Source organism: Rhodococcus sp. D-6 (genome assembly GCF_040256695.1).
Taxonomy (GTDB): Bacteria; Actinomycetota; Actinomycetes; order Mycobacteriales; family Mycobacteriaceae; genus Rhodococcus; species Rhodococcus pyridinivorans.
This window is the reverse complement of the sequence record NZ_CP132970.1, coordinates 3078452-3098554: the sequence shown is the minus strand read 5'-3', so window position 1 is coordinate 3098554 and position 20103 is coordinate 3078452. Positions and strand designations below refer to the sequence as shown.

The 20103-nt window shown below is 67.9% G+C and carries 24 protein-coding genes; 13 read left to right on the top strand and 11 right to left on the bottom strand.

From position 1 onward, the window contains the following. Positions 1–29: 29 nt before the first annotated feature. From RBB84_RS14460 to RBB84_RS14450, 3 genes are all read right to left on the bottom strand, one after another. The gene (locus tag RBB84_RS14460; RefSeq protein ID WP_202400222.1) at positions 30–1268 is read right to left on the bottom strand and encodes a glycosyltransferase; all 1239 of its coding nucleotides are present in this window, start codon (positions 1266–1268) and stop codon (positions 30–32) included. Between the two features lie 153 nt (positions 1269–1421). Further along, positions 1422–1778, bottom strand: a complete 357-nt coding sequence (locus tag RBB84_RS14455; protein ID WP_033096139.1) for a hypothetical protein — start codon at positions 1776–1778, stop codon at positions 1422–1424. A 126-nt stretch (positions 1779–1904) separates the two neighbouring features. Beyond that, complete coding sequence (locus tag RBB84_RS14450; RefSeq protein ID WP_231911927.1) at positions 1905–2591, bottom strand: PAS and ANTAR domain-containing protein; 687 nt, start codon at positions 2589–2591, stop codon at positions 1905–1907. A 167-nt stretch (positions 2592–2758) separates the two neighbouring features. Between RBB84_RS14450 and RBB84_RS14445 the strand changes: the two genes are divergently transcribed. Next, positions 2759–2959: a hypothetical protein gene (locus RBB84_RS14445; protein WP_033096357.1), complete on the top strand. Its 201-nt coding sequence runs from the start codon at positions 2759–2761 to the stop codon at positions 2957–2959. Between the two features lie 87 nt (positions 2960–3046). Here the strand turns inward: RBB84_RS14445 and RBB84_RS14440 are convergent, their stop codons facing one another. From RBB84_RS14440 to RBB84_RS14425, 4 genes are all read right to left on the bottom strand, one after another. Continuing rightward, complete coding sequence (locus RBB84_RS14440; RefSeq protein WP_033096137.1) at positions 3047–4489, bottom strand: trehalose-6-phosphate synthase; 1443 nt, start codon at positions 4487–4489, stop codon at positions 3047–3049. A 139-nt stretch (positions 4490–4628) separates the two neighbouring features. Then, positions 4629–4775 carry a hypothetical protein gene (locus RBB84_RS14435; protein ID WP_019291152.1) on the bottom strand — a complete coding sequence of 49 codons (147 nt, stop codon included), beginning with the start codon at positions 4773–4775 and terminating at the stop codon, positions 4629–4631. A gap of 100 nt (positions 4776–4875) precedes the next feature. After that, a complete protein-coding gene (locus RBB84_RS14430; RefSeq protein WP_019291153.1) occupies positions 4876–5442 on the bottom strand; it encodes a type 1 glutamine amidotransferase domain-containing protein in 567 nt (188 codons plus the stop codon). An 89-nt stretch (positions 5443–5531) separates the two neighbouring features. After that, entirely contained in the window at positions 5532–7058 is a 1527-nt protein-coding gene (locus tag RBB84_RS14425; protein WP_033096136.1) for an FAD-dependent oxidoreductase, read from the bottom strand. A gap of 187 nt (positions 7059–7245) precedes the next feature. Here RBB84_RS14425 and RBB84_RS14420 point away from each other — a divergent pair, with 187 nt between their 5' ends. Further along, the gene (locus RBB84_RS14420; RefSeq protein WP_019291155.1) at positions 7246–8301 is read left to right on the top strand and encodes an alpha/beta hydrolase; all 1056 of its coding nucleotides are present in this window, start codon (positions 7246–7248) and stop codon (positions 8299–8301) included. A gap of 109 nt (positions 8302–8410) precedes the next feature. On the opposite strand, the gene RBB84_RS14415 is transcribed toward RBB84_RS14420, so the two are convergent. Together RBB84_RS14415 and RBB84_RS14410 are read right to left on the bottom strand one after the other, a co-directional pair. Further along, positions 8411–9202: a 5'/3'-nucleotidase SurE gene (locus tag RBB84_RS14415; protein ID WP_019291156.1), complete on the bottom strand. Its 792-nt coding sequence runs from the start codon at positions 9200–9202 to the stop codon at positions 8411–8413. Beyond that, positions 9199–10158, bottom strand: a complete 960-nt coding sequence (locus RBB84_RS14410; protein ID WP_006553564.1) for a PfkB family carbohydrate kinase — start codon at positions 10156–10158, stop codon at positions 9199–9201. The genes RBB84_RS14415 and RBB84_RS14410 overlap by 4 nt, the downstream gene beginning before the upstream one ends. A gap of 115 nt (positions 10159–10273) precedes the next feature. On the opposite strand from RBB84_RS14410, the gene RBB84_RS14405 reads away from it, so the two are divergent. The 4 genes from RBB84_RS14405 (at position 10274) to RBB84_RS14390 (ending at position 13391) form a co-directional block, all read left to right on the top strand. Further along, entirely contained in the window at positions 10274–10717 is a 444-nt protein-coding gene (locus RBB84_RS14405; protein WP_006553563.1) for an SRPBCC family protein, read from the top strand. Then, a complete protein-coding gene (locus RBB84_RS14400) occupies positions 10714–12306 on the top strand; it encodes an NAD(P)/FAD-dependent oxidoreductase (RefSeq protein ID WP_019291158.1) in 1593 nt (530 codons plus the stop codon). Before RBB84_RS14405 ends, RBB84_RS14400 begins: the two co-directional genes overlap by 4 nt. Before the next feature lie 199 nt (positions 12307–12505). Continuing rightward, the gene (locus RBB84_RS14395; protein ID WP_006553561.1) at positions 12506–13132 is read left to right on the top strand and encodes a HemK2/MTQ2 family protein methyltransferase; all 627 of its coding nucleotides are present in this window, start codon (positions 12506–12508) and stop codon (positions 13130–13132) included. 4 nt (positions 13133–13136) lie between these two features. After that, positions 13137–13391: a CDGSH iron-sulfur domain-containing protein gene (locus RBB84_RS14390; RefSeq protein ID WP_019291160.1), complete on the top strand. Its 255-nt coding sequence runs from the start codon at positions 13137–13139 to the stop codon at positions 13389–13391. A 211-nt stretch (positions 13392–13602) separates the two neighbouring features. On the opposite strand, the gene RBB84_RS14385 is transcribed toward RBB84_RS14390, so the two are convergent. Then, positions 13603–13758, bottom strand: a complete 156-nt coding sequence (locus RBB84_RS14385) for a DUF6131 family protein (RefSeq protein ID WP_006552398.1) — start codon at positions 13756–13758, stop codon at positions 13603–13605. A gap of 218 nt (positions 13759–13976) precedes the next feature. Here RBB84_RS14385 and RBB84_RS14380 point away from each other — a divergent pair, with 218 nt between their 5' ends. The 3 genes from RBB84_RS14380 (at position 13977) to RBB84_RS14370 (ending at position 16053) form a co-directional block, all read left to right on the top strand. Then, entirely contained in the window at positions 13977–14522 is a 546-nt protein-coding gene (locus tag RBB84_RS14380) for a DNA starvation/stationary phase protection protein (protein WP_006552397.1), read from the top strand. Positions 14523–14547: 25 nt separating this feature from the next. Next, positions 14548–15654, top strand: a complete 1107-nt coding sequence (locus RBB84_RS14375; protein ID WP_033096135.1) for an NAD-dependent epimerase/dehydratase family protein — start codon at positions 14548–14550, stop codon at positions 15652–15654. A 126-nt stretch (positions 15655–15780) separates the two neighbouring features. Further along, positions 15781–16053 carry a hypothetical protein gene (locus tag RBB84_RS14370; RefSeq protein WP_006552395.1) on the top strand — a complete coding sequence of 91 codons (273 nt, stop codon included), beginning with the start codon at positions 15781–15783 and terminating at the stop codon, positions 16051–16053. Between the two features lie 78 nt (positions 16054–16131). Here the strand turns inward: RBB84_RS14370 and RBB84_RS14365 are convergent, their stop codons facing one another. Next, complete coding sequence (locus RBB84_RS14365; RefSeq protein WP_082920948.1) at positions 16132–17151, bottom strand: iron-containing redox enzyme family protein; 1020 nt, start codon at positions 17149–17151, stop codon at positions 16132–16134. Positions 17152–17302: 151 nt separating this feature from the next. Between RBB84_RS14365 and RBB84_RS14360 the strand changes: the two genes are divergently transcribed. The 4 genes from RBB84_RS14360 to RBB84_RS14345 all read left to right on the top strand — a co-directional run bounded on the left by RBB84_RS14360 (position 17303) and on the right by RBB84_RS14345 (position 20032). Continuing rightward, the gene (locus RBB84_RS14360; RefSeq protein ID WP_019291163.1) at positions 17303–18160 is read left to right on the top strand and encodes an SDR family oxidoreductase; all 858 of its coding nucleotides are present in this window, start codon (positions 17303–17305) and stop codon (positions 18158–18160) included. Positions 18161–18227: 67 nt separating this feature from the next. After that, the gene (locus RBB84_RS14355) at positions 18228–19187 is read left to right on the top strand and encodes a helix-turn-helix transcriptional regulator (RefSeq protein ID WP_033096133.1); all 960 of its coding nucleotides are present in this window, start codon (positions 18228–18230) and stop codon (positions 19185–19187) included. Further along, complete coding sequence (locus RBB84_RS14350; RefSeq protein ID WP_019291165.1) at positions 19184–19747, top strand: dihydrofolate reductase family protein; 564 nt, start codon at positions 19184–19186, stop codon at positions 19745–19747. The genes RBB84_RS14355 and RBB84_RS14350 overlap by 4 nt, the downstream gene beginning before the upstream one ends. Positions 19748–19810: 63 nt before the next feature. After that, a complete protein-coding gene (locus RBB84_RS14345; protein WP_006552390.1) occupies positions 19811–20032 on the top strand; it encodes a hypothetical protein in 222 nt (73 codons plus the stop codon). Positions 20033–20103 lie beyond the last annotated feature (71 nt).

Below are 20103 nucleotides of genomic sequence, written 5' to 3'. Positions count from 1 at the left end.
TCCAGTGCATGTGCCGAGTTCGATGGGCGCTACTGCACACCGGTCCGTGCGGTCCGGTGTGCAGTACGCCTGACCGGCACGCACCGTTCGTAGGCGCGAAGAGTGTCCTCCGCCACGCGATCCCAGGTGTACCGGGCGAGCACGCGGTCGCGTCCGGCGATACCGAAGGTGGCGCGTGTCGTCGCATCGGAGAGAAGCCGGCGTGCGGCGGCCGCGACGGCCTCGGGGGAGCGGGTGGGCACGAGAAGGCCTGTGGCGTCGTCGAGCACGGTGTCGAGCATTCCACCCGAGGCGGTTGCGATGACCGGGCGACCACACGACATCGCCTGCAGGGCGAGCATCCCCGATGGATCGTGCCAGGGGGTGGAGACCACGGCGTCGGCGGACAGGAGCAGACCGGGCATCTCGTCCCGCCCGACGTCGCGTCGGATCCGGACGCGTCCCTGCACACCGCGTACGCGTGCGAGCTTCACCAGACGGGACTTCTCCTGCTCGTCTGCTCGGCGCGACAGGTACGGCGGAGCGGGATGCGCGGCGATGACGAGTTCGGTGTCGGGAATGCCCGCCAGCGCTTCGATGGCGATGTCGAATCCGGAGCCCGGTTCGAGAGGACCGGCTGCGAGCAGGCGATGCTTGCGGGTCCTCGTGGTGTCGGGAGCGGCGGCGGTGCTGTAGTGCGCGGCGTCCACTCCACTCGGCACCACTGTGGTCCGCGTGCGGGGGAGTCCCATGCGCGCCAGCTCGAACACCTCGTCGGAACTCGTCGCGATCATGCGCGTCGCACCCCGGGCGATGAGTCGCTCCAAGCGGATTCGGTCGCGCGCGGATGCGTCCATCGCCGTCTTCTCCCGGATGCGGTGCTCGACCGTGCCGAGGGAGTGGAAGGTCTGGACCGTGGGGATGCCCAGTGAGCGGGTGGCGAGCTGGGTGGCCAGTCCGGACAGCCAGTAGTGGGCGTGGGTGATGTCCGGTGGTCGCTGACGCCACTCCCGATCCAGGAAGCTCCCGAATTCGCCCATTGCCGAGGCGGTTTCGTCGGGGCGCAGCGGGGACGGCGGTCCTGCCGGTACCTGCACCACTTCGTATCCACCAGGGGCGGAGATCCGGTCGGGGCCGTCGCGGTCCTCGCGGCGGGTGTAGACCACCACCTCGTGGCCGGCCCCGGCGAGGGCGGAGGACAGTTCGGCCAGGTGGACGTGCAGTCCTTGCGGCGCTGCACCTGCGTGCGCGCCGTGACCGAGCAGGGGATTCACTTGTCCGGCAACCATCGCGATCTTCACCACAGCGGTATTCCCGTGTGTGGTGGGGGATAAACCGGTCACGGCGCGTCGGTACGAACCGAAATACGCTGCTGTCCCGCCTGTTCGTTCGTGCGGGTCGGTGGCTCCGGCCGTCCCGGGCCGGGACGACCGGGCGCCGGATCAGATGATGGCGCGGGCGGAGATGGTGGCGTAGGCGACCATCAGCACCAGCAGTGCCCATCCTGCGCCCTGCCAGATCGGCCAGCGACCGCCGCGCTTCCATGTGCGGTACGCCGTCCACAGTGCACCGAGACCGCCGAGCAGGAGCACGAGTGTGGGGCCGAAGACGAGGATCTGGCGGGCGGGATCGGTGCACACCGCGAATGCGGCGTCGCTGCAGTCCTGTCCGGAGTTCGTGCCCCAGAGGATGGCGACGCCCATCACCACGAGTGCAGCGACGATCACGCCCCCGGCGTACATCGTGGCCTTACGGGCCGTGCGGGGGTCGTTCCAACGTTTCTCCACATCCTGGGTCATGGCTCTCCTCACGTCGAAGGGCGCGCGGGCGCAGCGACCGGCGCGGCGCCGGGCGCGGCGCCGGGCGCGACTCCACCTTCGGGTACCCCCGAGCGGGTCGCTCAATCGGGGAGGGGAGCGGGTCGCTCAATCGGAAGGGAGCGGGTCGCCCGAGCGGACTCGCTCGTGCACGGTGAGGAACAGGTGATCGAAACGGCCGCGGAACTCTTCGAGGAGCCCGGGGGTGGTCGAGATCTCGTGTACGAGCCGTTCGGCGAGTGACCGCAGCTTGAGGTTCGTCTCCTGGGAACGCCACGCCAGGATCTCGAACGCGCGCTCGGCCGGGATCGTGTATGCCAGCATGAGAGCGCCCTTGGCCTGTTCGATGACGGCGCGGGCGTCCGCCAGGGACGACATCGCCGCGTCGACCGCTGCCCGCAGGTCCTCTTCGAGAGCGTCGGTCAGGTCGAGATAGAACCCCGACGTGCCGAGAACCGAGCCGTCCTCGTCCACGATGCGATCACCGATCACGACGACATGTCTGATCGTGCCTCGGGTGTCGACGATCCGGTGCCGGCTGCTGAAGGGCTCACCCGTGGTACGGACGGAGGTGAGGAGCGTCGTGATGTCCTCCCTGTCGTCGGGGTGTTTGTGCCGGAGGACGAGTTCGGTCGTGGGTACGACGGTGCCGGGTTCGTAGCCGTGTATCCGGGCGACGGAAGCCGACCATTCCCACGAGTCGTCGGTCGACAGGTACCGGAAACTTCCGACGTGCCGGGAGACGTCGTCGGCGAGGATCCGGCTCAACGCTTCATCGACGGGCGGATCGGTCACAAGAGAAATTATGCCGGTACTCCTACGCGATGGTGCACACCCGGATGTACAGAGAGGTGCTGCGTCCGGTATGGCCGGATCATGTTCCTCGGTGCGTTTGTTCGATTTCCACCTCGGGTATTGCTACCCGGCCGGACGGTCCGGCGTGTGGGACGGATCGAGGTGAGATCGTGCGATTGTTGAGTCTCGTGGTCCTGGTCTGGTTGATCATCGGTGCGGTGGCGGCCGGTCAGCGGGGCTACTTCAGCGACTCGGACCAGAACTGCAGCAGTCTCGCGACGGTGGCGGTCACGGTGGTGGCCGGGCCGCTCAACTACGCGGGCGTCAATCCCCAGGTCGAGTGCGAGGTACCGCAGCCGAGCCAGTAGGTCTGCACTTCTTCGGGCCTGCGGTTCTTCGAGGTTCGGGGCACGCGGGTCCCTCTCCGGTACGCGCCGGAGAGGGACCCGCGTGCCCTAGTTTTCCGCGGCAGCGACGTGCGCACCCGAGGTGTCCCGTAGATCCTCGAGGAAGGTGCGCGACCAGCGGGCGACGTCGTGCTCCATGACGTGCGCGTGCATGGTCTTCATGCGCCTCTTCCGTTCGGCCGGATCCTCCTCGATCGCCTCGACGATCGCGCGCTTGACGCCTTCGAGATCGTGCGGGTTGACGAGGAGGGCGCGACGGAGTTCCGCTGCCGCCCCGGCGAATTCGCTGAGAACCAGCGACCCGCTGCCGTCGCCGTGGCAGGCGATGTACTCCTTGGCGACGAGATTCATGCCGTCGCGCAGGGGAGTGACCAGCATGACGTCGGCACCGGTGTACATCGCGAGCAGCTCGTCGCGGTCGACCGAGGCGTGGAGGTAGTGGACGACAGGGGAGCCGAGCCGGGCGAACTCGCCGTTGATCCGTCCCACTTCGCGCTCCACCTGGTCCCGGAGCTGTGCGTATGCCGTCAAGCGCTCCCGGCTCGGCGTGGCCAACTGCACCATCACGACCTTCTCGGGATCGAGGGTGCCGTCGGCGAACAGCTCGTGCAGTGCCTCGAGCCGTACGTCGATGCCCTTGGTGTAGTCGAGACGGTCGACGCCGAGCAGCATGACCTCCGGATCGCCCAGATCCCTGCGGATCTCGGCGGCGCGCTCGCGAATGGCCTTGTCGCTGGAACGTTCCCGGAGCTGCGCGGAGTCGATGGAGATCGGGTAGGCGCCGACGCGGACCTGTCGATCGCCGAGATCGATGGTGCCGCCGGATGCGGTCCCGCGCGGTGCCGGGAGTCCGAAGAGCCGGTTGGCGAGGTAGAGGAAGTTCTGTGCCCCACCGGGGAGGTGGAAACCGACGAGATCGGCGCCGAGCAGACCGTCGACGATCGCCTTACGCCACGGCAACTGCAGGAACAGTTCGGTGGGCGGGAAAGGGATGTGGAGGAAGAAGCCGATGGTGACGTCGGGCCTGAGCTCGCGCAACATCCGGGGAACGAGCTGGAGCTGGTAGTCGTGCACCCACACCGTCGCCCCGGGGGCGGCGGCGCGGGCCGCGGCCTCGGCGAATCGCTGGTTGACCGCGCGATAGGTGCGCCACCAGCGTCGATCGAAGGTGGGTGGAACGAGCGCGTCGTGATAGAGCGGCCACAGGGTGTCGTTCGAGAAACCCTCGTAGTATTCCTCGACTTCCTGGGCGGACAGCTCCACCGGATACAGCGAGAGCCCGTCCTCCTCGAAGGGATCGACCGTCACGTCGGGAGTGCCGGGCCAGCCGACCCAGGCGCCACTGTTGGACCTCAGGACGGTCTCCATCGCGGTCACCAGGCCACCGGGGCTGCGTCGCCAGACCGGCGGGCCACCGTCGGTCGGCGTCTCGAGGTCCACCGGCAAACGGTTGGCGACCACGACGAAATCGTCGGAGTTCGGTTCGTTCATAATCCCGCCTTCGTGCAACTGCCTTACGGCGAACCAATCCCACATGTTCGAAATCGACTACTTCTTGTTATCAAGGCGGGTAGGGGGCCGCAAATTGCGTGCACCGCTGCGGGCCTTCGACCAGCAGTTCTCCGGAAAATCAGCTTTCGCTCGGCAGGGGAGCAGCCGGGTTGTCGAACATTTCGTCGATACGCTTCTTGATCTCCGCGGTACTGAATCGCACGCCCTGGTGGAGGGCTGCGGGCGGGAAGAAGGTGGCGCCGGAAACGGGGCTCTGCTCGAGCATCGTCGAGGTCCTTTCGGAAAACAGGCGGAGATGGACCGGGACCTTTGTGGTCGCGGTCGGTGAAGTGACGAGGATCGGCCTGCGTCGTGGCCCGAACGATTCAGCTCGCGGGGTTCGCCGCGAAGAGATCTATGAGTGCCTTGCAGAATGCCGGCAGGTCGCCGGGGTTGCGGCTCGAGGCCAGGTTGCGATCGACGACCACCTCTTGATCGACGACGTTTCCGCCGGCGTTGCGGATGTCGGTACGAACGCTCGGATACGACGTGAGGGTGCGGTCGCGCACCACGTCGGCCTCGACGAGCATCCACGGTCCGTGGCAGATCACGCCGACCGGGCGCCCGGAGGTGACGAACTCCCGCACGAACGACACGGCCTTGTCGTCCTGGCGCAGCTGATCGGGATTCGTGGTTCCACCGGGAAGCACCAGGCCGTCGAAGTCGCCGGGGGAGACCTCCGAGACGAGGTGATCGACGGTGTATTTCCCTGCGGCGTTGACGTCCTTCTCCATTGCCTGGATCTCGCCCTGCTCGATCGAGACGAGTCGGACCGTGGCGCCCTCGTCCTCGAGAGCTTTACGCGGCTCGACGAACTCGACCTCCTCGACTCCGTTCGTCGCGAGAATTGCGATGGTCAGTCCGGACAGTCGTGCCCCATCGGCGGAATTCATGTTCGTGTGTCCTTTCTCGGCTGCTGTCGGAATTACCCGGCTCGGATGGTGTGAAACGCGGGCTCTCACGCCTTTTTCCACCCTCGGCGTCACCTGGGGGAAAGGTTGCCGGTCGCGGGCCCCTCCAGCAGAGTGCCGTCGGCAGTGAATCGGGAGCCGTGCAGCGGGCAGTCCCACGACGACTCCGCGTCGTTCCACCGCAGGATTCCGCCGAGGTGCGGGCAGACCGCGCTCACGCGGTGCGTCCGGCCGTCGACCGTGGACACGCCGACGGGACGTCCGCAACTGCGTACCACCCGTCCCTGTCCTTCTTCCGGCTTTGATCCGGAGGACGTCGCGGCCTGCAACCAGCCCTTGGCCATGTGCAATGCGACGGTGGCATTGAGTTTGGCTGCGGTGGGAATGCCGGTCACCAGTTCGGTGCGCCATGCCGCCATGGCGGGCGCCCACGCCTCGACCTCGGGATCCGGCGACTCCGAGAACCGGGACGCGATGATGTGCGCCGCCGCGACCCCGCCGGTCATGCCCCACTTGCCGAAGCCGGTCGCCACCCAGATCCGGTCGGCACCGGGCAGGACGGGCCCGACCTCGGGGAGGCTGTCCATGTTCGTGTAGTCCTGCGCCGACCACCGGTACAGTTCGTGGGCGCCGGGGAAGGTCCGTTGACTCCATCGCAGCAGGTCGTCGTATGCGGAGCGGGTCGAATCGTGCCGGCCGACGACGTGTCCGTTGCCGCCGACGAGCAGTAGTCGATCCGCCGACGAGGACGTTCCCGCCGCAGAGGCGGTGCGGAGCGACCGGGTGGGACTGTCCGCGGACAAGAACATCCCTTCCGGCGGGCCACCGGGCACTTCGACGGCGATGGAGTACGAGCGGTCGGGTTCCATCCTGGCGAAGAATGCACCGCGGTCCAGGATGGGGATGCCGGTTGCAAGTACGACGCGATCTGCACGGATGTTGCCGTCGTCGGTGCGGACGATGCATCCTGCGTCCTCGGTGTCCACGGTCTTCACGCGCCGCCCGACGAACACTTCGGCGCCGCACGCACGCGCCCGGTCGACCGCCGTGAACAGAATGGGCATGGGATCGACCTGCACCTGGTCGGGAATCGTGACTGCCGCGGCCACGCCGAAGGGCAGCGGGATCTCACCGACCCTCTCGGCCGGTAACCCGGCGGCGCGACAGTGGTGGTATTCCGCGTCGATCATGCTCACGTTCGACGGATCCTGCGCGTAGGTATAGGCGTCCGCACGGTCGAAGTCGAGTCCGTGCCGCGTGCAGAAATCGACCACCCATCGTTGTGCCGCGAGGGTGCCGTCGACATATCCCTGACGGATCGTACCGGAATGTCTGCGGCCGATCTGCGACAGGCGTGTGCCCTGCAGGACGCTGACCTTGCCGGTGGTGTTCCCGGTGGTCACCGCCCCGATGTCCCGGGCTTCGAGCACCGCAACGCGCAGTCCCCTCTCAGCGAGGAGCAGCGCCGTCACGGTGCCCGTGATCCCGGCGCCGACGACCACGATGTCGTAGCGCTCCCGGCGGGCCGTCCAGTCGTCGTACGTCGCGATGTGCGGGGCGCGATCCCGCCAGAGGGACACCGTGGTCTCGGTAGGCATATGCGCTGGTTACCTCCCCGGCCGGACCGGTAAACGGGGCGCTGCGGGAGCCTCTCGCATCGTTGTTTCCGGTTCGTGATCCGAACCGGGTGTTTCGATGCCGGACAGGTGTGGGTAAACCGCAGTACCACGTCGCGTAAGGCGAAATAAATCAACCGGTTTCGTGGGTGTCCCACGGGAGGTTCCAGTGCTGTCTTCTGAGATCGACGATTTCGGTGGAGGTGAGGGCGTCAGCCGCACCCACCGAGGTGGAAGCGTGCGCTCCCGAGTCGTTCGGGGCGCGGTACGCGCACTCGCGAAGCCGGTCGTCGGGGCATGGATGGCCCGGCCCGACCTCGCGTGGCCACTGTCGGTCGTCGACGGCGCTGCGTCCCTCCTCCCCAAGCCCTCCGGAGCCCAGTACGTGGACGTCGACCTGGGCGCGTGCAGTGCAGAGTGGATCCGCGCGGAAGGACGATCGACCAAGCGCGCGGTGCTGTACCTGCACGGCGGCGCTTTCCTGATGTGCGGACTCAACACTCACCGTTCGCTCGCCGTGAGCCTGTCGGATCGCGCCGACGGCGCGGTTCTCAGCGTCGACTACCGGATGCTGCCGAACGCTCCCATCGCACACGCGGTGGACGACGCGGTACGCGGCTACGAGTGGTTGTGCGAGAAGGGTTATCGGGGAGAGGACATCGTCATCGCCGGCGATTCCGCCGGGGGATACCTGTCGTTCATGACGGCCCTGGCCATCGCGGAATCCGATCTGCCCCGCCCCGCCGGCATCGTCGCGCTGTCGCCGCTCGTCGACCTCGATTCGGATCGCCGCGCCGAACACGACATGCAGGCGGCCTGCCCCATGTTCCCCGGATCGGCCGTGCAGTCGCTCGTGTGCTACATCGAGGGCACCCACACGCGTCTGACCGTCGACGGGGAGCCCGGACCGCTGATGTGCCCGCTGGACAACGACCTCAGTGTGCTGCCGCCGGTGATGATCCACGCCGGTCACGACGAATTGTTGCGCAGCGACGCCGAATCCATGGCACGGGCCGTGCGGGAGGCCGGGGTCAGCTGCGACCTGCACCTGTGGCGACACCAGGTGCACGCGTTTCCGATATTCGCCGACAGTCTTCCCGAGAGCCGGCGCGCGCTCGCCGAGGCCGGCAGGTTCGTGCAGTCCGTGACGGACACGGCCGGTCGCGCCGAACGGTCCGTCGTCACGCCGATCTCCCGCTACGTCTCGAATTCCGCCGTGGCCTGATAACCGCAGTGTCCTGAGAACTACAGTGCCCTGAGAATCGCAGGGAACGATATCTTTTCACGGCCGGGACCGCTCGGTCGCGGCGTCCGCGACCGAGCGGGATCCGAACCTACGACTGCGCACTGTCCGAATGGGCGAACTCCAGGGTGTCGAGATCGGTGTCCGCCACCTCGAAGGGCATCGTCAGCACGGTCGCGGTGGCCCATCCCTGGCAGACGAGAACGGCGTCGCTGTCGTGGGATTCGTCGAGTTCGACGGCCCGGAAGGTGATGGGCAGGGCGCGGGAGATGTCGCCGTCGTCCTCGACCTCCCCGATCTCGGCCTGGACGGCACCGAACTCCGCCAGCGGGGCACTGCGCAGTCCGCGCAACTCGTGGACGGGTATGTCGGGGATGTTGACGTTGAGAACCGCACCCGGACGGCTGTGTTCGACCGCCCACTCGAGAGCGTGACGGGCCACCAGTTCGGCGGTCTCCCATTGCGACGGAGCCGTCCCGTTGAGGGACAACGCGACCGCGCGGGCGCCGTGGCTGGCCGCGGTCAGGGCCGCGCCCACCGTTCCCGAATGCAGGATCGCGTGACCGGTGTTGGGGCCCAGATTGATCCCGGCCAACACGATGTCGGGTGCCGTCCCGAACGCGCCGTACGAGGCGAGGAAGGTGATCAACGCCGGAGATGCTTCCACCGCATAGGATTCCACCTCGGGCAGGTCGTCGAGCGGGCGACGGCTGAGCAGGAGTTTTCCTTCGTCCTGGAGAGCGGTCAAGGATGCACTGGCGCCGCTGCGCTCGACATGGGGCGCCGCGACCTGCACGTCGAATCCCGCCTCGACCGCGAGACGGGCGAGCAGGGCGAGACCGGGACTGTCGATGCCGTCGTCGTTGACGATCAGTGCTTTCATGAACGCTTCCCCTTCACCTTCCGGACCTCCACCTTCTCGGCCATCTTCTCCACAGCGCCACGATGCCCCGTCGCCAGACCGCGGCGCGTGACGTTGACCGCACCTGCTGCGGCGCCGAGACGCAGCGCGTCCTCGAACTTCGCGCCCGCGGCGTAGGCCGACGCGATGCCGGCGGTCATCGAATCTCCGGCACCGTGGTGGTCCACGGTCTGCACCGAGGGTGCCTCCACCTCCCAGATGGTTCCGTTGTCCAGTGCGATCGCCGGATCGCCGGCGCGGGAGATCACCACCGAGGCGGCACCTTCGTCGTGGAGACGGTGCAAGGCCTCGATGAGATCGTCGAGATCCTCGGACTTCGCGCGACCGTCCTCGATGAGATCCTCGTGGCTCACCTTCAGCACGGTCACCCCGCCTTCGAGGGCCGCACCGAGGGTGGGGCCGGACAGATCGGCGACGACCGGGATGCCGAGGGCTCCCAGATCGGCGCACAGGCGCGTGTACACCTCGCTCGGTACGGCGTCGTCGTTGTGCGGTCCGCCCAGCATCGCGACCTTCGCGCACATCGCGGACGCCAGCGACGCGCTGAACAGATCGTCGGTCTCGTGACGGGTGAGTGCCGGCGGGTCGATCTCCACGATCTCCTTCCGTTCGCCCTCGCGCCGGTCGTGGATGTAGGAACCGTTGGGTGATGCGGTCTCCACGGCATGCACCGTCACGCCTTCGCGGTTGATCATGTCGACGAGGATCGTGCCGGACTCGCCGCCGAACGGTCCGCACAGGTGCACGTCCATTCCCAGGGTCGCCGCCATGCGGCCGATCCAGAATCCCTGCCCGCCGGGATGGACGTGCAGTTCGGTGCTTCCGTCGGGTGCCTTCTCGAGGGTTACCGTGAGGAGCGGGGACGGCGCGAAGACGAAGGCGTACGGGTTGGAGGAGGGGATGTTCTCGGCTTCCATGCCCGCCCGGATACCCCCTCCGAACAGCGATGACACCCGGCGTCGTGTGACACCTGCGGAAGCGGGGTATGCGTCTGCCGCAAGCTAGCTGTCGTCCAGAGGATGAGGAGCGGGCATGGCCAGGATCGCGACGATCGAGACTTCGGTGGCACCGGCGCGTGTATGGGAGATCCTCGCCGACGGCTGGCGGTACGCGGCATGGGTGGTGGGTGCGTCGCGCATCCGGGCCGTCGACCCCGCCTGGCCGCAACGGGACACCCGGATCCATCATTCGGTGGGTCTGTGGCCTCTCCTGCTCGACGACCACACCGAGGTCAGCGAGGTGGTGCCCGAACGGCAACTGGTGCTGCGCGCACGTGCCTGGCTGTTCGGCAAGGCCGAGATCGCGATCTCGCTCGAACCCACCCACGACGGCGGCACCCGCATCACGATGGCCGAACACGTCGTCGAAGGACCGTACGCCCTCGTCCCCGATCGCGTACAGGAGGAAATGGTGTTGCCACGGAACCAGGAATGCCTGAGACGGTTGGTGCTGCTGGCCGAAGGCGCCACCGAATGAGCGACGCGACGGTCGATGCGGTTGTCATCGGCGCCGGACCCAACGGTCTGACCGCCGCCGCGGTGCTCGCCGACGCCGGATGGGACGTCCTCGTACTGGAGGAACAACCCGAACCCGGTGGAGCGGTGCGCAGCGCAGAACTTCACCCGGGATACTGCGCCGATCTGTTCAGCGCGTTCTATCCGCTCGGTGTGGCCTCACCGGCCTTCCAAGCCCTCGATCTCGCGTCGCACGGCCTCCGCTGGGCGCGTTCCCCGAAGGCCTTCGGTCACCCGCTGGGCCCCGACGACGAGGACGCGATCGTCGTCTCTCCGGATCCGACCGACACGGCGGCCGACCTCGAGCGTCGCTACGTCGGTGACGGGGAAGCGTGGCTGGCGCTGTTCGACCAGTGGAAGCAGGTACGCGGCGCGCTTCTCGAACTGCTCCTCGGTCCGTTCCCGCCGGTCCGGGGTTCCGTGGACCTGCTGCGCACCATGAAGACGGGAGATCTGCTGCGCTACGCGCGCATGCTCGCGCTGCCCGTCACCCGGATGTCGTCCGAGTTGTTCGGCGGTTCGGCGGCGCGGCTGCTGCTCCTGGGCAATGCCATGCATGCCGACACACCGCCCGAGGCGCCCGGCAGCGGCGTGATGGGTTACATGCTCACGATGCTCGCGCAGGACGTCGGATTCCCCGCGCCGGTCGGCGGCGCGGGAGCGCTCACCGACGCGCTGGTCCGGCGCGGCGCCGCAGCGGGTGCCCAGCTGCGGTGCGACTCGCCGGTCGTCGGCGTGGAGGTGCAGGGCGGGAAGGTCTCCGCAGTCCGGATCGCCGGTGGCGAGCGGGTGAAGGTGCGACATGCCGTCCTCGCCGATACCTCGGCCCCGGCCCTGTACACGCGGCTCCTCCCGGCCGACGCCGTCGGGTCACGGGTACTCGACGACCTGCGCAAGTTCGAATGGGACACCCCGGTCGTGAAGGTGAACTACGCGCTCGACGGCCGCGTGCCGTGGCGTTCGCCCTCGTTGAGCGGGGCCGGCACGGTGCACGTCGGTGCCGATACGGACGCGATGATCCGGTGGTCGGCCGATCTGTCCACCGGGGTCGTCCCCGAGTCGCCCTTCCTCCTCTTCGGGCAGATGACCACCACCGACACGACGCGGTCGCCCGAGGGAACCGAAAGCTGCTGGGCATACACACATCTGCCGCGGGGCATCACCGACGACGCGTCCGCCGACCACCTCGCCGAACGCGTCGACGCGCAACTCGAGGCCTACGCACCGGGTTTCGGTGCACGCGTGGTCGGCCGGCACGTCCAGCGACCCGGCGACCTCGAAGCGGCCGACGCAAATCTCGTCGGCGGCGCCGTCAACGGTGGAACCGCGCAGGTCCACCAGCAGTTGTTCCTGCGGCCCACTCCCGGTTTCGGTGGACCGCGGACCCCGGTCGAAGGGGTGTATCTCGCCAGCTCGGGTGCGCATCCGGGCGGGGGAGTCCACGGCATGGGTGGCTGGAACGCCGCTCACGCCGCACTCGCGGACGGCAAACGCACCGCTCCGGTGACCCGACGCGTGCGAAATGCCGCTCGCCGGGTGCTGTTCTCGTGATTGCTGGGCCTCCCACGCGGAACGGTGGCGTGTTTCACACGGAAGTCGCGCGGGTATCCGCCCGCGAACGGACGGATCCGGGTTTTCGGCCCGGGGTGGTGGAGATGCCGTCGAACTCGAGATACCGAGGTGGTGTGACGTGACAGCTTCCCTGGCGCTGGACGGATCGGATTCGCCGCGGGTATGGCGTCTTCCGGGGGTGTACCGCCCCCAAGAGGATTCGTATCTGCTCGCAGGCGCGCTTGCGGACGCAGGCGGTACGAAGGGTGCGAAGGTGCTCGACTTCTGCACCGGGACAGGGTTTCTGGCGGTGAACGCCGCCATGCTCGGTGCTTCGTCGGTGACGGCCTTCGACATCGACCCGCGAGCCGTGTTCAGCGCCCGCGTCAACGCGTGGTCGCGCCGGCTGCCGATCCGTGCCCGGCAGGGAGGCCTGGACGAGGCGTTGCGCCACGGTCCGTTCGACATCGTCTTGTCGAATCCGCCGTACGTTCCGTGCGACGGGGAGAACCGCGACCCGCGCTGGGATGCCGGCGCCGACGGACGCTGCGTGCTCGATCCGTTGTGCGACAGCCTGCCCACCCTGCTCACGCCCGGCGGATTCGCGCTGATCGTGCACTCCGAGTTCACCGGTGTGGAGGCGACACTGTCCCGGCTGCGTGAGGCGGACCTCAAGGCATCCGTCGTCGCCCGCAGCCGTATCCCCTTCGGACCGGTCCTTCGCAACCGCACGGACTATCTGTACTCGTCGCAGCTGGCGGAGCCCGGGGCACTGACCGAGGAGGTGGTCGTCGTCCGCGCCGACCGCCCCCGCACGAGGAGTTGAGAACGTGAGCAAGGCACCGAAGATCACGCAGCTCACCGCCGACGGAGAGTGCGAAGCACGGGTCGTGCGGCAGGTGAGGGGCGGTCCCACCCTCGTCGAGGGCCCGGTGCGGATCGTCGAGGACGACGGCGCCGAGACGGTCTCGGACCGTTTCGTGGTGGCCGTGTGCCGGTGTCACCGCAGCGCGCTGTACCCCCTCTGCGACACCAGCCATCGCGCACTCCGTACGCCGAAGGCGGCGGCGCGCACCGACACCTAGGCATCGAACCAACCTTCCGGTCCGGGCCGGTCCCTGCACAGGGGCCGGCCCGGACGTCGTTCCGGGACCCCGGGCCGCCGGTCGGCCTGTCGTATCGGGGCGGGGTCGTAAGGGTCCGGAAACGACGGATCCCGGGTGCCGTGAGCACCCGGGATCCGCAGTTCTGCCTCGTGCCGGACGTCTCCTTCCGGCACGGACGATCGACATGGGGTCAGTACCAGTGCGCGCGTCCGCCGATCGCCCGGCCCGTCGCGCCCAAGATCGCAAGGATCACGCCGATCACCAGAAGTATCACTCCGAGTGTGGTGAGGATCGAGATACCGGTGAAGAACCCCACCACCAACAGAATCAGACCCAGAATGATCATTGTCGCCACCTCAGATGTCATGACCGAAACCTGGAAGCCTCGGTGCCCGGCGATCGAATAACCGGGTTGGTCCGTTTCCAAACGTTTGTGACTCGCCTGATCCGGACAAATTCATTCGACGCAGGTCACGGGACGTCCGGTGCGCCCGGATGTTTGGATTCCACCGTGCCTCGGGTATTCGCCTTCCGACACACCCGAGAGCATTCCGGAGGAAGAATATGTCGAACTCGAGCTATACGGTTCCCGGTCTGAGCGATGCCGACGGCTCGCGCACCGCGAAGATTCTCCAGGAGCGCCTGAGTGCCTACAACGACCTGCACCTCACGCTGAAGCACATCCACTGGAACGTCGTCGGTCCGAACTTCATCGGCGTCCACGAGATGATCGACCCGCAGGTCGAGCTCGTGCGCGGATACGCGGACGAGGTCGCCGAGCGGATCGCCGCGCTCGGTGCGTCGCCCAAGGGCACGCCGGGCGCCATCGAGAAGAACCGCACGTGGGACGACTACTCGGTCGGCCGCGACACCGCGCAGGCGCACCTCGCTGCGCTGGACCTCGTCTACGACGGCATCATCACCGACAACCGCAAGGCGATCGACGAGGTCGGCAAGCTCGACCCGATCACCGAGGACGTCCTGATCGGCCAGACCGGCCAGCTGGAGAAGTTCCAGTGGTTCGTCCGCGCCCACCTCGAGAATGCTGCCGGTATTCTCCCGAACGCCGATGCGCAGACGGAGAAGGACGCAGCGGAATCGGCCCGCTGACCGGGACATTCGGACGATACCGACGATGCCGATGGCTCCCACGCCCCGAACCGGTCTGCCACGACGCATCGTCGTCACCGGAGCGAGCGGAAATGTCGGCACGGCGCTCCTGCGCAGGCTGGCCGCTCACCCCGCAGAACTCGATATCGTCGCGATCGCGCGCCGGATTCCCCCGGCGCGCGATCCGTATGCGGCGGCGAAATGGTGCGCCGTGGACCTCGGGGCTCCCGACGCCGCCCGGGTCCTGACTCCGATCTTCGCGGAGGCCGACGCCGTTGTGCACCTGGCCTGGGGATTCCAGCCCTCGCACCGTCGCGACTATCTCCGGCGGGTGGCGGTGGACGGCACCCGCGCCGTCATGACGGCCGCCGCCGACGCCGGTGTCGCGCACGTGATCCACATGTCCTCCGCCGCCGTGTACTCCGAGGGCGCCTACCGTCGGGAGGTCGACGAGTCGTGGGCCCGCGAAGGCGTGCCCACCTGTGTCTACAGCGTCGACAAGGTTGCGGCGGAGACATTCCTCGACGACTTCGAGTCCGGCACGAACGTGCCCGTCCTCACCCGTTTCCGCCCGGGATTCATCGGGCAGCTCGTCTCCGGCTCGGGCCTCGAACGCTACGTGCTGCCCGAGTTCGTGCCCGCCGGCATCACGAACCATCTGCCGTTGATCCCGATCGATCACACGCTCACGATTCCCGCCGTGCACTCCGACGATGTGGCGGACGCGCTGGTCGCAGCGCTCGAGCGACGGGTGCCCGGTCCGTTCAACCTGGGTGCACCGACCCCGGTGGGAGCGCGGGACTTCGCCGCTCCGTTCGACTGCCCGACGATTCCGGTGCCGCGATGGGGTCTGTCGGCGCTCGCCGAAGCGACCTGGCGCCTACGGTTGCAACCGGTGCAGGGCGGATGGATCGACCTCGCCTACACCTGCCCGATGCTCGACTGCAGAAGGGCCCGCGAGGAACTCGGATGGTCGCCGAAGTACGACGGTCCCGAGGTGTGGTCCGAGACGGTGCGCGGCATGCGCAGCGCGACGGGCACCGACAGCCCCGTCCTCTCTCCGCGCAGCGCGCGCGAACGACTCGCCGCGCTCGTCGAACGCGGGCCCATCGGCCGGCGGATACCGCCGTAACACTCTCGGCCGTAACGCTCTCCTGCGCAGAACCATCCGCCGCCCTCCGTCGTCTCCTGCTGGGCCGTGGAGGGCGGGTTCGTGGAGGGCTGGTTTCGTGGAGGGCCGGATGCGGTATCCACCACCATGACGAAACCATCGAATCGAGCTCACGCTCCCACCACTGCGTCCCGAGCTTCGGGCTGGGTCGGATACGCCTGCATCCTCGCGGGGATCGCTGTCGTCGCTCTCGTCCTCTACGCGGCGGGCGACGGATTCGAGGGATGGGTGATCGTCGGAGCCATCGCTGCCGCCGTGCTCATCGTCGTCGGCGTGGTGATGTCCGCGCTCAACCTCCGTCGACGCCGCCTCCGCGGGTCCGGTGGCACCCCCACACACGAACCCGGCCTGATCGACTGAGCCGGGACCCCGGCACCGACGAGTGGAGCCCCGGGACGCACTGTCCCGGGGCTCCACTCGCTGACTCGTACCCGAGTGTCAGGCCGGTGCCTCCGCCGACGTGAGGAGCGAGCTGTGACCGGCGGTCCAGCTGCCCAGCAGATGGCTTCCGAGCCGGCCCTCGAGGAACTCGATGGCCTGCGCACCGAACGAGATGTCCTGCGCCCGAGCCGGATCCTGTTCGATCATGTAACCCACCACGTCGTGCCGCAGGACGAGTTCGTGGACGGCGTCGGCCTCGATGTGCTCGGAGTAGAAGAGGACGCACGCGTCGTCGGCGCCCAGACGCTCGAGAGCCTCGACCATGCGGCGGGCGCTGGGGGCGGTGGTGATCTCGGCCGCGGCGAACATCCCGACCAGCATCGGCGTATATGCGCGGTGCAGACCGCACAACGACATGAAGTTCACCGTTGCAAGGGTGACGGCGGGAACGACGTCGAGATAGCCCAGATAGTCGTCCTTCAGGCCGGCGGCGAGCAGCAGGTCGGCGAACAACCGCGAGTGCATGCGCTCGGCCCGACCTCCGCCGTACTCGTCGAACTCGACGGCGACCAGCGCGGCTTTGGCGCGACCGGACAGTCGCGGGATCGCGAGGGCGTGCGGGTCCGCTTCCTTGAGGTGGTAGATCGAGCGATGCACGAAGAACTCGCGCATCATCTCCCACGTGCCGTTCGCGGCGAGCTCGTGGGAGACACCCCACGAGTCGTCCGGCTCGCGGCACAGGTCCTCGAGGACACCCTGCGGATCGTCGGAAGCCGGGACGTCGGCGCGCAGCCGATCGAGGAAGATGCGCTCGAGACGCGCCCGGACCCCGAGCGGGCCCGGTGCCCATTCCCAGGCCGGATCGACGCCCGCGAACCCGCGGTAGTGGAGCTCGTAGAGAACGGCCAGGGCGAGTTGGACGTCCTCGCCGTAGGCATCCGCGCCGTCGGTCGCGACGTCCCACACGGCATCGTCCACCGGGCCACCGAGTCGCTCGACGATCTCGGCGGAGATGGGTCCGCGGGGCGTGGGTAGCGGAGCGTCGTGCACGTCGCACATCCGGGTCTCATGAGCCATACGCCGGGGTTACCCTCTCGGAGCAGTGCAGAAACGACCCGTCGGTCGGTGCAGAAACGACCCGTCGGTCGGTGCAGAAACGACCCGTCGGTCGGTGCGGACCGGGGAAACGGGCGTGAATATCGGTGCAGCCTGTGGGTATCCGGCGGCCATGAGCGAGGACCGCGAACGAGAACCACACACCATCGACTATCCCGGTGAGACCGACGAGATGGCCGAGCGCCCCGCCGACGAGATGCGCGGTTACGTCGGCCGCGGGTTGCTGTCCGGCCGCAAGGCCCTCGTCACGGGCGGCGACTCCGGCATCGGACGGGCGGTCGCCGTCGCCTTCGCGAAGGAGGGTGCCGACGTCGCGATCGCGTACCTCGAGGAACACCGCGACGCCGAACACACCGCCGACCTGGTGCGACGCGAGGGCCGCACATGCCACGTGATCGCGGGCGACCTCGGCGACGCGCAGCACTGCCGGGCGGTGGTGGCCGAGACGGTCGAGCAACTCGGTGGCCTCGACATCCTCGTCAACAATGCCGGCACCCAGCAGCCCGTCGACGATTTCGCCGAGTTGAGCGAGGAGCAGTGGCGCCACACCTTCGCCGTGAACATCGACAGCTTCTTCCACGTGACGAAGGCGGCCCTGCCGCATCTGACGCCGGGCGGTTCCGTCATCAACACCGCGTCGGTCAACGGTCTGCGCGGCAACAAGACGCTCATCGACTACTCGGCGACCAAGGGCGCGGTGATCGCCCTGACCTACTCGCTCGCGCAGGCACTGCAGGACAGGCAGATCCGCGTGAACTGCGTGGCGCCCGGACCGGTGTGGACACCGTTGATCCCGGCGACGATGGACGCGGAGAAGGTCTCCGAGTTCGGGCAACAGGCCCCTTTCGGCCGCGCCGCGCAGCCCGACGAGATCGCCCCGTCCTACGTCTTCTTCGCATCGGAGACGATGTCGTCGTACTACAGCGGTGAGGTACTCGCCCCGCTCGGCGGCGAGACCATGCCGGGCTGACCGGGTGAGCCGGTAGAGAGCAAGAACGGTCGGGCGGCGGCCGGGGTCTGCGCGCGACACTGAACGCATGACCTTCGGCCGTGACCGACTGCGGGAACTGCTCGACGCCGTTCTCGACGAGAACAACGCAACCCTCGAACGGATGGCGCAGCACGCCTACGCGTCGCAGTGGCACTTCAGCCGCACCTTCGCGGTGGGCACCGGCGAGTCGCCGGTGGCGTTGCGGCGCCGGGTGATGCTCGAGCGTGCCGCCTGGCAACTGCGTCACGGCAGTTCGGTCACCGATGCGGCGTTCGCCGCCGGCTACGACAGCGTCGAAGGGTTCGCCCGGGCCTTCGTCCGTGCCTACGGATATCCGCCCAGCGAGGCCGCCCGGGTGCTCGGCACCGGCCGTAGGGATCCCGGGGCGCCTGCGCCCGTCGATCACTGGTTGCCCGCCCCCAACGGCGTACATTTCCATCCGCCCACCAATCTCTGGGTCGAGGAGGACGGAGAGCGGTCCACCGCGCCCGACTACCCGGCCGCCGAGGTCCTCGCGCAGATGGTGCAGCACGACCTCGCGGACACCCGCTATCTCCTCGAGCGCGCCACCGAGCTCGACGACGACGAGCGCGACCGGATCAGGTTCCCCGGACTGGTGGTCCTCGAATGGGACGGTCCCGAGGAATCCGTCTCACGTGTGCTCGGCAACCTGGTACGTGCCAAGGAGATGTGGTTGGCCTCGATGGCCGGCGCTGACCACCCCGAGGATTCTGACAACGGGATCGACTCTCTGACAGTGCGTTTCGAGGACGTTGCTCCGCGCTGGGTGGAGACGATCCGCGACATCCATCGCCGCGGCGCCTGGGGCGACGTGCTCATCGACGCCCTGTGCGACCCTCCCGAGAGCTTCGTCCTCGGGGGAGTGGTCGCCCACGTCCTCACCTTCGCCGCACACCGCCGTCAACTCGCGCGGCACATGATGCGGGCGGTCGGGCTCGACGTCGATCACGGAGATCCACTCGACTGGAACAGGAGCAGCTCATGACCCGGATGATCTACTACACCGCAAGCACACTGGACGGCTTCCTCGCCACCGAGGACCATTCGCTCGACTGGTTGCTCACCCGGGAGTCCGGTGACGGCGGGCCGTTCGACTACGAGAAGTTCATCGCCGGTATCGGCGCCATCGTCATGGGATCGTCCACCTACCGCTGGGTGCTCGACCATGCAGGCGAGGACAAGTGGGAGTACGACCTGCCCTGCTGGGTGTTCACGCATCACGACGACCTGCCCGTCGCCCGGGCAGGCGACGAACCCGGCGACATCCGCTTCACGCAGAAGGACGTCCGTCAGGTCTACGACGAGATGGCCGAGGCCGCGAACGGCCGCGACCTGTGGATGGTGGGCGGCGGTGATCTCGCCGGACAGTTCGCCGAGCGCGGTCTGCTCGACGAGCTCGTCGTCTCCTTCGCGCCGGTGACCATCGGTTCCGGCCGTCCGTTGCTCCCGCTACACGTGGAGATGCGCCTCACCGAGCTCGGGCAGAGCGGCGAGTTCGCCGTCCTCCGCTACGAGGTGCTGAAGGAATCCACCGGTCGGTTGTGATGCGAGTCACGTGCAGGTACCGTCGGCATCGAGAGGGACACACCTCGTCCGAGGAGGCCGGTCGTGAAACTCAATCTGTTCGTAGCCTGGAGCGCCTATGCGCTCGCACTCGCCTCGATCCTGATGATCGCCCTGACGATCGTCGCCGCGGGGTACGGATTCTCGGGCTGGGCGCTCGTCGCGGCGCTCGGCGCTGTCGTCGCACTCGGCGCGGCATTCGGCATGATGGCCGGAACCGTGCGCCGAGACCACAGACGGCACTACGACACCCCGCATCTGTTCTGAGGGTGATACCTGACGCGAGTCGGTGAAAGCCGACTCGCATCACTCACACGACATCACGACTCTGCGAGTCT

Coding starts and splice junctions, on each gene's coding strand:
- RBB84_RS14425 (WP_033096136.1), bottom strand. CDS start 7,058: ATGCCTACCGAGACCACGGTGTCCCTCTGGCGGGATCGCGCCCCGCAC.
- RBB84_RS14350 (WP_019291165.1), top strand. CDS start 19,184: ATGACCCGGATGATCTACTACACCGCAAGCACACTGGACGGCTTCCTC.
- RBB84_RS14375 (WP_033096135.1), top strand. CDS start 14,548: ATGCCGATGGCTCCCACGCCCCGAACCGGTCTGCCACGACGCATCGTC.
- RBB84_RS14385 (WP_006552398.1), bottom strand. CDS start 13,758: ATGATCATTCTGGGTCTGATTCTGTTGGTGGTGGGGTTCTTCACCGGT.
- RBB84_RS14410 (WP_006553564.1), bottom strand. CDS start 10,158: ATGGAAGCCGAGAACATCCCCTCCTCCAACCCGTACGCCTTCGTCTTC.
- RBB84_RS14435 (WP_019291152.1), bottom strand. CDS start 4,775: ATGCTCGAGCAGAGCCCCGTTTCCGGCGCCACCTTCTTCCCGCCCGCA.
- RBB84_RS14380 (WP_006552397.1), top strand. CDS start 13,977: ATGTCGAACTCGAGCTATACGGTTCCCGGTCTGAGCGATGCCGACGGC.
- RBB84_RS14430 (WP_019291153.1), bottom strand. CDS start 5,442: ATGAATTCCGCCGATGGGGCACGACTGTCCGGACTGACCATCGCAATT.
- RBB84_RS14460 (WP_202400222.1), bottom strand. CDS start 1,268: ATGGTTGCCGGACAAGTGAATCCCCTGCTCGGTCACGGCGCGCACGCA.
- RBB84_RS14360 (WP_019291163.1), top strand. CDS start 17,303: ATGAGCGAGGACCGCGAACGAGAACCACACACCATCGACTATCCCGGT.
- RBB84_RS14405 (WP_006553563.1), top strand. CDS start 10,274: ATGGCCAGGATCGCGACGATCGAGACTTCGGTGGCACCGGCGCGTGTA.
- RBB84_RS14365 (WP_082920948.1), bottom strand. CDS start 17,151: ATGGCTCATGAGACCCGGATGTGCGACGTGCACGACGCTCCGCTACCC.
- RBB84_RS14455 (WP_033096139.1), bottom strand. CDS start 1,778: ATGACCCAGGATGTGGAGAAACGTTGGAACGACCCCCGCACGGCCCGT.
- RBB84_RS14355 (WP_033096133.1), top strand. CDS start 18,228: ATGACCTTCGGCCGTGACCGACTGCGGGAACTGCTCGACGCCGTTCTC.
- RBB84_RS14415 (WP_019291156.1), bottom strand. CDS start 9,202: ATGAAAGCACTGATCGTCAACGACGACGGCATCGACAGTCCCGGTCTC.
- RBB84_RS14400 (WP_019291158.1), top strand. CDS start 10,714: ATGAGCGACGCGACGGTCGATGCGGTTGTCATCGGCGCCGGACCCAAC.
- RBB84_RS14370 (WP_006552395.1), top strand. CDS start 15,781: ATGACGAAACCATCGAATCGAGCTCACGCTCCCACCACTGCGTCCCGA.
- RBB84_RS14440 (WP_033096137.1), bottom strand. CDS start 4,489: ATGAACGAACCGAACTCCGACGATTTCGTCGTGGTCGCCAACCGTTTG.